The following is a 14547-nucleotide window of genomic DNA, read 5'->3' on the forward strand; positions in this document are numbered from 1 at the left end:
AAAATAGCCACCCTACTTAACGCGCGTATTATAGCCCTATAATATCACGGCTTGATAATATTTGAGTAACAGTGTGCTAATGTTGGTTTTTGACATGAGATTACTTTTTCCTTTTCAGCCAAGCACAGCTTAGCGCTTGCTGCACCTTGCGAAGCAGTGCTTCTCACCCCTTCACACAAACCACCTGACGCAGCGTATGCACCACCTCTACCAAGTCACTTTGCGCTTTCATTACATCATCGATGTCCTTGTACGCTGCTGGAATCTCATCAATCACTTCTTTATCTTTGCGGCATTCTACGCCTTCGGTTTGCGCGATCTGATCCGCGACCGTAAAGGTCTTTTTGGCCTCAGTGCGCGACATGATACGACCTGCACCATGCGAGCAAGAATGAAACGACTCTGCGTTACCTTTTCCGCGCACGATAAAGGATTTTGCGCCCATGGAGCCGGGGATGATACCGTATTCACCGACACGCGCACGTACCGCGCCTTTGCGAGTGACGAATACTTCCTCGCCGTAATGCTCTTCTTTATCCACGTAGTTATGGTGACAGTTCACCGCTTTTCTTTGGGCATTGAAAGGTTTGGTAACCACTTTTCGCAGTGCTTTAATGGCATTTTCCATCATAATTTCACGGTTTTTAAAAGCAAAACGCTGCGCCCAACCGACCGCAAACCAATAGTCATCGAAGTGCTCAGTCCCTTCGGCAAAGTAAGCCAAATCTTTATCGGGCAAGTTGATAAACCACTTACGCATATCCTCCCGTGCCAGCTCGATAAAGTAGCGACCGATGGCGTTACCCACGCCGCGCGAGCCTGAATGCAGCATAATCCACACCTGATTGGTTTCGTCTAAGCAGACTTCTACAAAGTGGTTGCCTGTACCCAGCGTTCCCAGATGCTTAAGGATATTGGTGTTTTTAAGCTTAGGGTGCTTTTGGGTTATATAGTTAAAGTCATCAACCAGTGCTGCCCAACCATCTTTAACCGTGTCATCAGGATTTGACCATGCGCCGACATCACGATTTGAGCCGCGACCACGAGACTTGCTACGACCATGGGGAATGGCTTTTTCCAGCTCGCTGCGCAGACCGCGTAAGTTATCAGGCAAATCATCAGCGGTTAGGGTGGTTTGCACCGCCATCATTCCGCAGCCGATATCGACGCCAACGGCCGCCGGGATAATCGCTTCTTTGGTTGGCAATACGGTACCGATGGTTGCGCCAATGCCTACATGCACATCAGGCATCACCGCGAGCCACTTATAAATAAATGGCATTTGCGAGGCTTTAATTAGTTGGTCGTGCGCTTTTGGATCGACAGGGACGCCCTTGGTCCAAAGTCTGATAGGAGTTCCACCATCTTGAATGATGTTATGGTTTATCGGTTGCATAAAAATTCTTCCAAATTTATCAATGTTAATTTATTAATGACAGGTGTTTTTAATAATTATTTAATCGTTATTTTTTTATTAGCTAAGGTTAGGCCAAAGCTATAGTTAAGACCCTTTAAAAATGGTGTAGTACTGTTAGTATAAATTTTCCTTGCTTGCTGTGCGACGTTGTCACTCCAGAGGCGGCGCAAAACCCATCCCAACAGCACATATCAAAGATAGATGTACCAGTTTTAATTAGGACCAACTGTATAGCATAGCATTATAGCATATTCTGATTTAAGTTATTGATATTAAAGGTAAAATAAATGGCAATTGATTGTGTAAGTGTTTTTAGAGTAAAAGGTAAGTATTTAATGAGGTTTAGGTTTAGCTCTGCTGAGTTGGGGTAGACTTATATGGCACACTATCAGTTTTTCTTAATCAATGGAGCACTTACATGCCTTCTCTTAAAACCATTAATTATATGCTAATAGTTGTCTTACTGACCGCTTGTAGTCCATTGTATCAACCAGAGCATAGGGGTGAGCCCGTTGTTAATGATTCAATTGCAATGGTTGTTAATGATTCAATTGCAATGATAGGTATTAGCGAAGATGTCGCACTTAAATGGTTATTAGTAGCTTTAGAGCAGCATCAGGTTGCTGATCTTGATTGTTTGCAGTTTCGTACAGAAAATAACTTTGCTACGGATTCTGAATTGGTTTGGGAGTTTGCAGCTGTCGAGATTCATAATGAAACTTGCGGTGGTGATCCTAATATTGCTCATGTGCGTAATCGCTATAGGGTTAATGCAGATGGTTCAGTGATGGTCTACGATATCGTAAATGCTGAATACCAACCGTTTTAAACACCACTGCCAATCCTCTCAGCCAATTCCTGCAATTTGGGCACGATCACCTTTGCATACTCTTTTGCTTCCCAGTTGGCACTCGGAACACTGGCATTGAGGGAATAGGCATAGTGTCCCGTTGCGACATCAAATACCCCAACCGCGACCGCCAAAATATCATTAGAAAACTCACCATCTGATAGCGTATAGCTGTGCACTTGATAATAGTCTACTGCTTCATCTAGCAGATTTTGCGCTTGCTCATACTCAGCTTTAGATAAGTTTTCTTGCAAATTAGTATCAATAACCTTTTGTCTAGTAGGGTTGCTGACAGCATAAAAAGCGCGGCCAATGGCTGTCCGTGCCACTGGAACGGCTGAGCCAACTTGCAAATTGACCGATAGGCGCGCAGGGCTACGGCAGCAGGCCAGATAGCGCATCTCACCCTCGACTTCTGTCGCTAAGTTCACTGACACTTCGTTTTGATCGGCAAACTGACGTAACAGCGGCTCTGCAAACGCGACCACATCATGACGACTCCAAGCGATAGCGCTCAGGCGCACTGCATTACTGCCCAGTTGGTATTGTCCATGTATCGTCGTGCGCAAAAACCCAAGCGTGGTCAAGGTGTAGATAAGACGGGTGACGGTCGCTTTTGGTAGCTCTGTCATTTTGCATAATTGTTGATGACTGAGCTGATCATGATGTTCAAATGCAGCAAGTAAAGTCAGCCCACGCCCGAGAGCAGTGACAAATTGCCTATCGTCATTCTCCTTGCTTTGAGCTAGTTTGGTAGTCATGCGATCTAATAATGGCGCTGCTGTCGATGAGTCTTTTTTCATTTTTATGACCATATTTGTGGATAAAGGTTTACAGACACGATAAATTTTGCTTAAATAGATATAAATTATGAAACTAAGTTTTGCACAGCGAAACTATTAAGTCAATCATAAGTTAAGAGCTGTGATAAATTAACAATCGCTTAAAGCAATTTGTTCACTCAACCATCATTCGTCGGTCAGGATGACTGACACCAAGGAGCACGATATGTCAAATTACACGGTCCCGAGTTTTGATTGGGAAGATCCATTTTTATTACGTGATCAGTTAACCGATGAAGAGCGTATGGTTAATGACAGCTCACGTCAGTTTTTTCAAAAAGAGCTAATGCCTGGCATCATTGAAGCCAACCGCAATGAGAACTTTGACCGCAATATCATGCGTCAAATGGGTGAGATGGGTCTGCTAGGTGTGACCATCGATGGCTACGGCTGTGCGGGTCTATCAAGCGTGGCTTATGGTTTGATTGCCAAAGAAGTTGAAGCAGTAGATTCAGGCTATCGTTCTGCGATGAGCGTACAGTCAAGTTTGGTCATGCATCCTATCCATGCTTACGGTACTGAAGAGCAAAGAGAAAAATACCTGCCTAAGCTTGCCTCAGGTGAGTATGTCGGTTGCTTTGGTTTGACCGAGCCAGATTCAGGTTCAGACCCTTCATCGATGTCAACGCGTGCGCGCGCTGTCGATGGTGGTTACGAGCTGACTGGAACTAAGATGTGGATTACCAACAGTCCTATCGCTGATGTATTTGTGGTATGGGCAAAAGATGATGAAGACGTGATTCGCGGCTTTATCTTAGATAAGGGCATGAAAGGCTTATCAGCACCAAAGATCGAAGGTAAGTTTTCACTACGAGCTTCTGTCACAGGTGAGATTGTGATGGACAAAGTGTTTGTCCCTGAAGCCAATGCTTTCCCAGATATCCGTGGTCTAAAAGGTCCGTTTGGTTGCTTAAACAAAGCCCGTTACGGTATCGCTTGGGGTGCAATGGGCGCTGCTGAGTTTTGCTGGAAAGGCGCGCGTCAGTACACCCTAGACCGTAAGCAGTTCGGACGTCCACTAGCAGCGACGCAGCTTGTGCAGCTAAAGCTTGCCAATATGCAGACTGAGATTGCGCTTGGCCTACAAGCAGCATTACGTGTCGGTCGTCTAATGGATGAAGACAATGCAGCGCCTGAGATGATCTCACTTATCAAACGTAATAACTGCGGTAAGGCACTCGATATCGCGCGTGTTTCTCGTGATATGCATGGTGGTAATGGTATCTCAGATGAGTTCCACATCATTCGCCATGTGATGAACCTAGAAGCGGTTAATACTTATGAAGGTACGCATGACATCCATGCTCTGATCCTAGGTCGTGCACAGACTGGTATCCAAGCGTTCTTTTAAGGGTAGTTAGCTAATAACTAGGTATTTAGCTAATAACTAAATGTTAGCCAACTACTATTAGCACATCTTTACGTTATTACGTACGTTACTGTTTGGCTTTTTACGAAGCAATTTATAGGCAGTAGCGTACGTTTTTCAGTTGTTATTCATCATTTATTATTCCGCTTTTTTTATCGAAAATTAAATAATGAATAACAGTTTAATGGTAAGAATAGCAAAGCACACGTGACACAATAAGGGATTATTATGACTGCCAACATCGATGAATCTTCACAGCCTGAGAATGTTAATAATGCTACTGGCAATGATGTGCCACAAGGGGCATTGCAGGGTATCAAGGTACTGGACTTATCTCGAGTGTTGGCCGGCCCCTCTTGTACGCAAGTTCTCGCTGATCTCGGCGCAGAAGTCATCAAGGTCGAGCGTCCAAAGATAGGTGACGAGACACGCCACTGGGCACCGCCTGCGTTTAGCGATGAGACGTCTGCCTATTACGCCACTATTAATCGCAATAAAAAATCATTGACGGTCGATATTACCACACCTGCGGGACAGAAGATTATTAAGCAGCTTGCCGCTGATAGCGATATCGTGGTCGAAAACTTTAAGGTCGGTGGTCTAAAAAAATACGGCTTAGACTATGACAGTCTAAAACAAGACAATCCGCGCCTGATTTATGCGTCCTTAACAGGGTTTGGTCAGACAGGGCCTGATGCCAAGCTGCCAGGTTATGATTACATTATTCAAGGCTTATCAGGGCTGATGAGTATCACAGGTCCGAGTGATGGTGAGCCGCATAAAGTCGGCGTGGCAGTGGTGGATTTATTTGCAGGCTTGCAGCTGACGATCGGCATCCAAGCGGCGTTGCTAGCACGGCAGCATACGGGTCTAGGTCAGCATGTCGATGTGGCATTGCTAGACAGTGCTTTGTCTATGCTGGCTAACGTTGGTATGAACCATTTGGCTTCAGGCACCGTGCCACCACGCCTAGGCAATCAACATCCCAATATCGTGCCTTATCAAGTGTTTGCAGGAGCAGGGAAGCAGCACTTTATCTTAGCTTGTGGTAATGATCAGCAGTTTGGCAGACTCTGCCATCTGCTCGACGTTGATTGGCATCAAGACAGTCGGTTTGCGACCAACCCCTCACGAGTCGCCAATCGTCAAGTATTGTGCGATATGCTGGTAGAAAAGTTTGCTGAGCAATCGCGTGTGCATTGGCTGGATGTGTTGAGTCAAGCAGGCATACCGTGCGGACCGATTAATAACATCTCTGAGGCGTTGGCGATGCCGCAAGCTCAGGCACGTGAGATGGTCGTAGATTTCGCAGCGCAGGGGAGCCCTGTAAAAGCGCTTGGTAGTCCGATCAAGCTTTCAGCATCACCCGTTACTTATCGCACGCCGCCACCACGTTTGAGTGAGCATACCGACAGCACACTCGCAGAGCTGGGTTATGATAGCGACATGATAGCGAAGCTAAAAGCCGATGGCATTGTTTGACCTGAGCTTAGTGTAATAAGTAAGCATAAGCAGGCCGATTCAATATTTTGAATCGGCCTGCTTATTTTTTGGCTGTTTGTTTTTTAGCTAAGCGGATTGAGCACTAATAAAGCCCAAGCGTTGTTCGATTTGTTCTGCCAGCTCGATGAGCGCGGTACTGACTTCTTCATATTTAGACTCGTATTCTGCCTGCAAAAAGCTGACTGCCATGCCTGCAATCGCATTGCCTGAAGCGTTACGAATATAAGTACCTAAGCAATACATGCCATCACGCAGTTGTCCGTCATCGAGCGAGATACGGCTATTATGAATCGCACTTAATTCATCAGACAAGGCTTCAAAGCTGTTGACACCGTTAGAGGTGATCGGCTCAGGAAACTCGCCTTCGTACAAAGATTCGATGGTGTGGTTCGACAGAGTAGAGAGCATGGCTTTGCCCGTTGCCGAAAACACAGCAGGCACGCGCACCCCGGCACGGAAGGTAAAACCAAGTGGCGCAGGGGCTTCATGACATGCCAAAAACACCACCTCACCCAAATCCAACTTCGATAATGTGACAGTATGCTGAAGCAGAACAGGATACTGCAAAATAAGATCTTTAAATAACTGTATCACCCCTTGTTGACGCTCATACTCACCTGCCCAGTACAGTAGATATGAGCCCAAATGAAAACGACCGTCGTTGTCTTTATAGATGACGTGCTTGCCCAGTAAGCTCTGTAGGATATTGTGAGTGGAGCTCCGTGGCAGATCCAACTCCTTAGCAACCTGTGCGGCTGTCAATGGCTGCGATGACGCCGTAATTAAGTCTAAAATTTGAAAGGTTTTGTCCAGTGCTGGTACCGTAGTCGCAGTCATAAGTTACCTATATGAAGAGGGTGAAATAATAAATGTGCAAAATAATGCACAAAAAGACAAATAAAGCCGTAATAAGGGTTGCAAATAGTAGCATATCATTCCTATAATGATGTCTCTTATATGGAATTAGTGTTCAGTATATTGAACAGATATATAATTATCAATAGTTATATATGAATGAAAGGTTTTATCAAAGATGTTTATGAAAACCGCTTATGAACGCCATAATAAATATCGTTGATGAAATAATTGTAGATTCCAATGACCCTCATAACCGCCAAGCTTACCGACAAGGAGTGTTGATATGCTAAAGCTATCAAACCAAGATCTCATCAAACAACAGTGTCTAATCAAAGACGGCTGGCACGCTGCCAGTGACGCCGCTACTATTGACGTGAGCAATCCGTTTAATGGCGATATCATCGGTACTGTGCCAAGCCTGACCAAACAAGACGTCGATGACGCTGTCGCCTATGCTCATGAAGTGCAAGCAGCATGGGCTGCCAAGACTGCGCAAGAGCGCGCAGATCTATTGCAAAAATGGGCAGATCTTATCGATGCTAATAAAGAAGATCTGGCTATCATTATGACGGCTGAGCAAGGTAAGCCTTTAGGCGAGTCGCGCGGTGAGATTGGTTATGCCAATAGCTTTATCCGCTGGTTTGCAGAAGAAGGCAAACGCGTATACGGCGATGTTATTCCGGCCAACAAATCACAACTGCGTCATGTCATTCTCAAGCAGCCAGTCGGTGTTTGTGCGGCCATTACGCCTTGGAACTTCCCATCAGCCATGATCACTCGTAAAGCTGCTCCGGCGCTCGCGGCCGGCTGTACGATGATTATTAAACCGGCAACCGAAACGCCATTTTCAGCTTTGGCATTGGGCGCATTGGCCGAGCAAGCGGGTATTCCAGCAGGCGTCATCCAAGTCGTCACTGGTAAGTCATCAACCATCGGCGATATCCTCACGGGCGATGCTCGCATTCAGAAGCTATCGTTTACAGGCTCCACCGAAGTGGGTCGTACTTTGATGGCTCAATGTGCGCCAACCGTCAAAAAATTGTCACTAGAGCTCGGCGGCAACGCACCTTTCATCGTCTTTGATGATGCCGATCTTGAAAAAGCGGCTGAAGGCTTAATCGCTTCCAAATATCGTAACGCTGGTCAAACCTGTGTTTGTGCCAACCGTGTGTATGTTCAAGACAGCATTAAAGATGAGTTTTTAAATATATTTGTCAAAAAAGTCGCTGAGCTTAACGTCGGTAATGGTTTGGAAGAAGGTATTGATATCGGTCCTCTCATCAACCAAAAAGCCTTAGAAAAAGTGCAAGCCTTATTAAAAGATGCATTGGATAAAGGCGCTAATCTGGTTGCTGGCGGTAGTACGAACAGCGCATCAGAGCTGACCTACAATCCAACCGTCATCACTGATATTAGTAGTGATATGGATATTGCGCACGAAGAAATCTTTGGTCCTATTGCCACCATCTTTACTTTTAAGGATGAAGAAGAAGTCATTCGTAAGGCCAACGATACTATTTATGGCCTAGCCGCTTACTTCTATAGTGGCGATTATGCCCGCTCATGGCGCGTTTCTGAAGGCCTTGAGTACGGCATCATTGGTCATAATACAGGTTTGATTTCTACCGAAGTCGCACCATTTGGCGGCGTGAAGCAATCTGGCTTTGGCCGTGAAGGCTCAAAATACGGTCTCGAAGAGTATGTTGTGACCAAGTACTGGTGCTCTGACATCAGCTAGTTTTTGTGTTCTACGTAAATGTAACATCACTCAACATCTAATACTTTTTAGATAAATCGCCACTCAATAATTGGCACTTACGTTAAAAAAGAGAAAAGGACATTCTTATGACTACTACTAATCAATCATTACTCGAGCGCCGTAAAGCTGTCTTACCAACAGGACTTGGTGTTGCTTTTCCTGTCTTTGCCGAAAAAGCACAGAACTCAGAAGTTTGGGATGTGGAAGGCAATCGCTATATCGACTTTGTTGGTGGTATTTCGGTATTAAACACGGGTCACAGCCATCCAAAGATTACCCAGCGTGTACATGAACAGCTAGATAAGTTTACCCATACTGCTGCACAAATGATCAACTACGAGTGCTATGTAGATCTTGCAGAAAAGCTTTGCGAAAAATCACCTATCAGTGGTGACAAAAAGGCGTTTTTCTTAACCACTGGCGCTGAAGCAGTCGAAAACTGTATCAAGATTGCACGTGCGAAGACAGGCCGCCCAGGTGTCATCTCTTTCGTTGGTGGCTGGCATGGTCGTACCCTCATGTGCATGAGCTTGACTGGTAAAGTGTTGCCATACAAAAAGAACTTTGGCCCTATGCCAGGTCCTGTATTCCATGCGCTATTCCCAGCTGAAGAGCTGAATGTAACAGAAGCGCAGGCGCTACATAGCCTTGAGATGATCTTCCAAGCGGATATCGATCCTAGTGAAGTGGCGGCGATGATTATCGAGCCAGTACAAGGAGAGGGTGGTTTCCATCAAGTGACACCATCATTTGCTAAATCTTTACGCGAAATCTGTGATGAGCACGGTATCGTACTCATTTTTGACGAAGTACAGTGTGGTTTTGCCCGTACCGGTACTTTGTTTGCCAGTGAGCAGTTGGGTGTTGAGCCTGATCTTATGACCAGCGCTAAGAGCTTGGCGGGTGGCTATCCTATCTCTGCTGTTATCGGCCGTGCTGACATCATGGATGCTCCACAAGTTGGTGGTCTAGGTGGTACTTATTCTGGCAACCCGCTTGCTTGTGTCGCTGCATTGGCAGTCATGGAAGTGATTGAAGAAGAAAACCTACTTGAGCGTAGTGTTGAGATTGGCGATAAAATTGCCTCGTTCTTAAAAGACTTAAATCTAGGCAGTATCGGTCATATCCGCCATAAAGGTGCAATGCTTGCGTTTGAGCTGATCGATAGCGAAGGTAAGCCAGACACGGATGCAACGGCTAATCTAAAAGCAAAAGCGTTTGAGCAGGGTCTACTGTTAGCCTCTTGCGGTATGCATGGTAATGCCATTCGGGTAATGGTGCCGTTGACTGTCCAAGATGAAGTGCTACAAGAAGGCCTAGATATTATCAAAGGTATTTTGACGGCTTAACTTTTAATCAAACATCGTTTTGTTTAAAAGGTTGTTTGACTACAACAAGGCTGCTCTTATGGTACTCGCTCTAAGTAAGTAAATGACAACGGCGCCTTGTATCACAGGGCGCCGTTTTTGTTTTCTGATTTCAACAATGCCAAACAAACACTTTTTATGGCATCTTGGTTTTTGATAAAAATACTGAATTAATGTCGAATATAAGTGACATAAATATGTTTATCGGTTTACTCTGTATAGTGTCAGTTTTTTGTTGCTACATACATGAGTAAGATGTTGAAACACTATATTACAGGTAGCGACAGGCAAATATGAGGATACGCTCTAATAAAATGATATTTAATAAAAAATAAATCGTAAGCTAAATAAAAACCAACTTAACCCAAAAAGAGTAGAGGGTTAACATGGACGAAACTTGGACAAGGAGTAGGTTATGTCTGTAATGAAAAAATCGCTAGGGGTAGTCGATATTATTGCCTTAGCATTCGGGGCTATGGTTGGCTGGGGCTGGGTAGTACTGGCTGGTGGTTGGGTGTTTTCAGCGGGTACTTGGGGTGCTATGACGGCGTTCGTTATTGGCGGTCTGATAGTAATCATGATCGGTATCACTTATGCTGAGCTGATTGCCTCCATGCCAGTGACTGGCGGTGAGCATACATATACCCACCGAGCGCTGGGGGTTAATATCTCCTTTATATGCTCATGGAGCATGTTGTTTGGTTATTTGTCAGTAGTGGCCTTTGAGGCCGTGGCGCTACCCACAGTGGTTGAGTACCTGATTCCTAACTATAATCAGGGCTATTTATGGTCAGTCGCTGGCTACGAGGTGTATGCGACTTGGGCAGCCGTCGGTATGGCGGGCTCAGTATTGGTCACTTGGCTGAATACCCGGGGGATGGAGGTCAGCGCTTGGTTCCAAAAGACCGCAGTAGCTGGGATTTTATTTGTTGGAACGTTACTGTTTATAGGTGCGGTGTTGTTTAACCCTGAGGCGACCAATACTGAGCTATCGCCAGCTTTTGTTGGTGAAGGCTTCTCTGGTGTTGCTGCTGCTATCGCAGGGGTTATTGTGATGGTGCCCTTTATGTTTGTCGGCTTTGATGTCATTCCGCAAGCAGCTGAAGAGATAGATTTAACCCGCCCCAACATTGGTGAGTTTTTGATTATTGCCTTGATTGTGGCTGTGATGTGGTATGTGGGCGTCATCTGGAGTGTCGGGGTAACGCTACCCATGGCATTGGCAGAAACCTCTACTTTGGCAACGGCTGATGCGATGGAAAGTGCATGGCAGGGTAGATGGGCAGGTGTTTTACTGGTGATTGGCGGTGTACTCGGTATTATGTCGAGCTGGAATGCCTTCTTAATTGGGGGTAGTCGCTTACTATATGCGATGTCTAAGACTCATATGTTGCCGGCGTTTTTAGGTAAACTGCATCCTGTGCATAAGACACCAATCAACGCTATTTTATTTATTGGTGGTTTGGCAACGCTTGCGCCGTTATTTGGCCGTAAGATGTTGGTATGGATTGTGACTGCTGGTGGTTTCGGCGTGGTCATTGCTTATACTTTGGTAGCAGTGTCATTTTTGGTATTGCGCTATCGTGAGCCTGAGATGGTACGTCCTTTTAGAATACCGCAAGGTAAAATCGTCGGGATGATTGCTATCGTACTTGGATTGGGCTTGTTTGTTCTGTACTTACCTGGTATGCCAGCGGCACTTAGTGGTCTTGAGTGGTTAATATTCCTTGGCTGGACAGCATTGGGGATTGTATTCTTCGCTTATGAATCCATGAAAAATCCAGGGATGAGTAAGAAGGTCATGGATGAGGAGTTAGAGGGGCTCAAAGTCATCAATCAGCAGTGGGTGAAGGATAACCCTTATAAAAAGTAGTTTATAGAAAGCAATGAATAGAAATTCGCTTGTATAAAGTGAATTAGAAAATTCTAAATAAAAAGAAAGCCTAACGTTGGACGTTAGGCTTTCTTTTTTCTGAATGAGAGCTGTGCCAATATCAATTAAGACATATCACGAATCAGCTTATGATTTAAGAATTCTGTGATACCAAGCGTACCCAGCTCACGACCAAATCCTGAGCATTTAACTCCACCAAACGGAGTGTTGGCTTCACTGCCAGACGGGGCGTTGATCGTTACCATGCCGACCTCTAGTTTGTTTGCGATGTCTGCTGCCAAAGCTGGGTCTTGCGTTTGGACTGAAGCGCCAAGACCATATGGTACATCGTTAGCAATCTTAATAGCATGCTCTACATCACGAGCTTTGTAGACGACAGCGACAGGTCCAAATAACTCCTGACGATAGACGTCCATTGAGTCATCAACATCGGCCAGTACAGCGGGTGCAAACCAAGCACCAGGCTTATCTTTTAGTAGACCGCCCTCGACTAAAACGTTAGCACCAGCTTGTACTGCGCTATCGAGCTGTTGCTGCAGACCCTGCGCTGCCGCTTTTGATGACATTGGACCGATCGTGGTTTTATCATCTAATGGATCCGCCAAGGTCATCGAGCGTACAGCATCAGTGAAGCCCTCGACGAACGTGTCGTAGACAGAGTCAACGACGATAAGGCGCTTAGCTGCGTTACAGGCTTGTCCTGTATTGCCAAAGCGTCCAGAGATGGCACCTTTGATAGCCAGTTCAATATCAGCATCTGCTGCGACGATGAACGCATCCGAGCCGCCAAGCTCTAAGACGACTTTTTTGAGTGCGTCGCCAGCTACTTTGGCGACTGCTTGTCCAGCACGCTCAGAGCCAGTCAAAGACACGCCCTGTACGCGGCTGTCTTTGATGATGGTTGCCGCTTGATCGTTGGTGGCAAACACATTGTTATAAACGCCATCAGGCAAGCCTGCTGCTTCGAAGATCTCAACGATGATTTCTGCTGTTTTCGGGCACTGCGGCGCATGCTTTAGGATGATGGTGTTACCTACCATAAAGTTTGGCGCAACGAAGCGAGCGACTTGATAATGGGGATAGTTCCACGGCATGATACCTAGTAGCACGCCAACAGGCAGTTTTTGTACAGAGGCTGAGCCTGTATCCACTTCGATTCTGTCAGGTGCCAATAGCTGTTCAGCATTGTCCGCATAATAGCGAAAGATCTCAGCAACCAGACCAAGCTCACCCTTGCCTTGGGCAACAGGCTTTCCCATCTCCGCAGTCATGATACGTGCCAGCTCGTCTTTACGCTCAAGATAGATATCAGCAATCTTATGGAGGATGGCACTGCGCTCACTAAGCGCTACCTGACGCCAGTCTTGATAGGCGCTATCAGCAAGCTCAATCACCTGCTGGATATCATTGTCGCTGGCAGTAGGATAGGTGGCTTCTACTTCGCCAGTGGCTGGGTTGTTAACTTGATAATCGCTCATAAATATTCCTTAGGGTCAAAATCCGTTTTTGGTTATACTTTCATGAATTAGTGCATTTTTTAACTGCGGGCTGCTGCTGAGTAATACAATGAATATTACCACCACCAAAGACAATCTCTTTGGTACGTACCCCAACTACCTGATGCTGAGGAAAGACTTTTTCAAGCTGCGCGATTGCTAAGCTGTCATTTATATCATCGTATTGCGGCACAATGATAGCGTCATTACAAATCAAAAAATTGGCGTAAGAGGCGATACAAATATCACCAGTGCGGCGAGCCTTGGCATCATCAGACTGCACAGTGTCATAATTGTCAGGCAAAGTCACTGGATGTTTAGTACAGCATAGCTTATGGACTTTCAAACGTCTGCCTTGTGCATCTGTCATGTTAGAAAGCTGTTGATAAGCTTTTTGCGTCGCCTCATAAAAAGGATGTTCAGGGTCTTCAGTAAATAAGCAAACCACCTCGCCAGGTCGGGCAAAGCAGGCAATATCATCGATATGACCGGTAGTTTCATCAGGATCAATGCCGTCATCAATCCATAGCACTTTTTGAGCATTAAGATAAGCTTTGAGCTTGTCTTCAATTTGGCGCTCGGTAAGATGTGGATTACGTCCTGGACTGAGCAAACACATGCGGGTGGTCAGTATCGTGCCTTCGCCATCGACATGAAACGCACCGCCTTCCATCACAAAGCCATCAGTACGGTAGCGTTTAATGCCAAGGTACTCACATAAGCGGGCAGCCAGCCTATCATCGTCATCCCAAGGTGTATACAGCCCATCATAATCGCCGCCCCATGCATTGAAAGTCCAATCACAAGCGCGTAGCTCGCCGCTATCATTAATCAAAAACGTCGGCACAATATCACGTGCCCAAGCATCATTGCTTGGCAGAGAGATGACTTCGATATCATCAGGCAGGCTGTCGCGGCACGCTTGATAGTCATCAGCAATGACTAAAACGGCAACCTGCGCAAAGGGCTGGATCGCCATAGCCACTGCCGCGTAAGCTGCTTTGGCTGGCAGGGCTTGCTGGCGCCAGTTATCAGCGCGGTATGGCCATACCATCCATACTTTTTGTATTGGCGCAAACTCCGCTGGCATATAAAAACCGTCATCAATCGGAGTTGAGTCTGTGATTAGCAGGTTAGATGGCTCTTTAAATGACTCTGTATTTTCTGTAGACATATAAATAACCTTATCAAA

At 45.8% G+C, this 14547-nt stretch carries 11 protein-coding genes; 6 read left to right on the top strand and 5 right to left on the bottom strand.

Going from position 1 to position 14547, the window contains the following annotated elements:
* Positions 1 to 163: 163 nt before the first annotated feature.
* Positions 164 to 1396, bottom strand: coding sequence for an RtcB family protein (locus tag JMX03_RS05855; protein ID WP_201595163.1), 1233 nt, complete (start codon positions 1394 to 1396; stop codon positions 164 to 166).
* A 439-nt stretch (positions 1397 to 1835) separates the two neighbouring features.
* Here JMX03_RS05855 and JMX03_RS05860 point away from each other — a divergent pair, with 439 nt between their 5' ends.
* On the top strand, positions 1836 to 2246 hold the full coding sequence (locus JMX03_RS05860; protein WP_201595165.1) for a hypothetical protein: 411 nt from the start codon (positions 1836 to 1838) through the stop codon (positions 2244 to 2246).
* Here JMX03_RS05860 and JMX03_RS05865 read toward each other — a convergent pair.
* The gene (locus tag JMX03_RS05865) at positions 2243 to 3070 is read right to left on the bottom strand and encodes an IclR family transcriptional regulator (RefSeq protein ID WP_201595167.1); all 828 of its coding nucleotides are present in this window, start codon (positions 3068 to 3070) and stop codon (positions 2243 to 2245) included. The two genes, JMX03_RS05860 and JMX03_RS05865, sit on opposite strands and share 4 nt — an antisense overlap.
* 205 nt (positions 3071 to 3275) lie before the next feature.
* On the opposite strand from JMX03_RS05865, the gene JMX03_RS05870 reads away from it, so the two are divergent.
* Positions 3276 to 4460 (top strand): acyl-CoA dehydrogenase, encoded by a 1185-nt coding sequence (locus JMX03_RS05870; protein ID WP_201595169.1) that lies wholly within the window; start codon positions 3276 to 3278, stop codon positions 4458 to 4460.
* Positions 4461 to 4706: 246 nt separating this feature from the next.
* On the top strand, positions 4707 to 5960 hold the full coding sequence (locus tag JMX03_RS05875; protein ID WP_201595171.1) for a CaiB/BaiF CoA transferase family protein: 1254 nt from the start codon (positions 4707 to 4709) through the stop codon (positions 5958 to 5960).
* Positions 5961 to 6047: 87 nt separating this feature from the next.
* Here the strand turns inward: JMX03_RS05875 and JMX03_RS05880 are convergent, their stop codons facing one another.
* The gene (locus JMX03_RS05880; RefSeq protein WP_201575008.1) at positions 6048 to 6818 is read right to left on the bottom strand and encodes an IclR family transcriptional regulator; all 771 of its coding nucleotides are present in this window, start codon (positions 6816 to 6818) and stop codon (positions 6048 to 6050) included.
* A 304-nt stretch (positions 6819 to 7122) separates the two neighbouring features.
* Between JMX03_RS05880 and JMX03_RS05885 the strand changes: the two genes are divergently transcribed.
* The 3 genes from JMX03_RS05885 to JMX03_RS05895 all read left to right on the top strand — a co-directional run bounded on the left by JMX03_RS05885 (position 7123) and on the right by JMX03_RS05895 (position 11838).
* Entirely contained in the window at positions 7123 to 8577 is a 1455-nt protein-coding gene (locus tag JMX03_RS05885; RefSeq protein WP_201595173.1) for an NAD-dependent succinate-semialdehyde dehydrogenase, read from the top strand.
* Between the two features lie 107 nt (positions 8578 to 8684).
* On the top strand, positions 8685 to 9947 hold the full coding sequence (gene gabT, locus JMX03_RS05890) for a 4-aminobutyrate--2-oxoglutarate transaminase (RefSeq protein ID WP_201595175.1): 1263 nt from the start codon (positions 8685 to 8687) through the stop codon (positions 9945 to 9947).
* Between the two features lie 433 nt (positions 9948 to 10380).
* Positions 10381 to 11838: an APC family permease gene (locus JMX03_RS05895; protein WP_201595177.1), complete on the top strand. Its 1458-nt coding sequence runs from the start codon at positions 10381 to 10383 to the stop codon at positions 11836 to 11838.
* 125 nt (positions 11839 to 11963) lie between these two features.
* Here JMX03_RS05895 and JMX03_RS05900 read toward each other — a convergent pair whose 3' ends face one another.
* Positions 11964 to 13337 carry an NAD-dependent succinate-semialdehyde dehydrogenase gene (locus JMX03_RS05900; RefSeq protein ID WP_201595179.1) on the bottom strand — a complete coding sequence of 458 codons (1374 nt, stop codon included), beginning with the start codon at positions 13335 to 13337 and terminating at the stop codon, positions 11964 to 11966.
* Between the two features lie 40 nt (positions 13338 to 13377).
* Positions 13378 to 14529: an agmatine deiminase gene (aguA, locus tag JMX03_RS05905; RefSeq protein WP_201595181.1), complete on the bottom strand. Its 1152-nt coding sequence runs from the start codon at positions 14527 to 14529 to the stop codon at positions 13378 to 13380.
* Positions 14530 to 14547: the final 18 nt, after the last annotated feature.

Source organism: Psychrobacter fulvigenes, from assembly GCF_904846155.1.
Lineage (GTDB): Bacteria > Pseudomonadota > Gammaproteobacteria > Pseudomonadales > Moraxellaceae > Psychrobacter > Psychrobacter fulvigenes.

Excerpts from the sequence above, each read along its gene's own strand:
- JMX03_RS05855 (WP_201595163.1), bottom strand. The coding sequence starts at position 1,396 with ATGCAACCGATAAACCATAACATCATTCAAGATGGTGGAACTCCTATC.
- JMX03_RS05860 (WP_201595165.1), top strand. The coding sequence starts at position 1,836 with ATGCCTTCTCTTAAAACCATTAATTATATGCTAATAGTTGTCTTACTG.
- JMX03_RS05865 (WP_201595167.1), bottom strand. The coding sequence starts at position 3,070 with ATGAAAAAAGACTCATCGACAGCAGCGCCATTATTAGATCGCATGACT.
- JMX03_RS05870 (WP_201595169.1), top strand. The coding sequence starts at position 3,276 with ATGTCAAATTACACGGTCCCGAGTTTTGATTGGGAAGATCCATTTTTA.
- JMX03_RS05875 (WP_201595171.1), top strand. The coding sequence starts at position 4,707 with ATGACTGCCAACATCGATGAATCTTCACAGCCTGAGAATGTTAATAAT.
- JMX03_RS05880 (WP_201575008.1), bottom strand. The coding sequence starts at position 6,818 with ATGACTGCGACTACGGTACCAGCACTGGACAAAACCTTTCAAATTTTA.
- JMX03_RS05885 (WP_201595173.1), top strand. The coding sequence starts at position 7,123 with ATGCTAAAGCTATCAAACCAAGATCTCATCAAACAACAGTGTCTAATC.
- gabT (WP_201595175.1), top strand. The coding sequence starts at position 8,685 with ATGACTACTACTAATCAATCATTACTCGAGCGCCGTAAAGCTGTCTTA.
- JMX03_RS05895 (WP_201595177.1), top strand. The coding sequence starts at position 10,381 with ATGTCTGTAATGAAAAAATCGCTAGGGGTAGTCGATATTATTGCCTTA.
- JMX03_RS05900 (WP_201595179.1), bottom strand. The coding sequence starts at position 13,337 with ATGAGCGATTATCAAGTTAACAACCCAGCCACTGGCGAAGTAGAAGCC.
- aguA (WP_201595181.1), bottom strand. The coding sequence starts at position 14,529 with ATGTCTACAGAAAATACAGAGTCATTTAAAGAGCCATCTAACCTGCTA.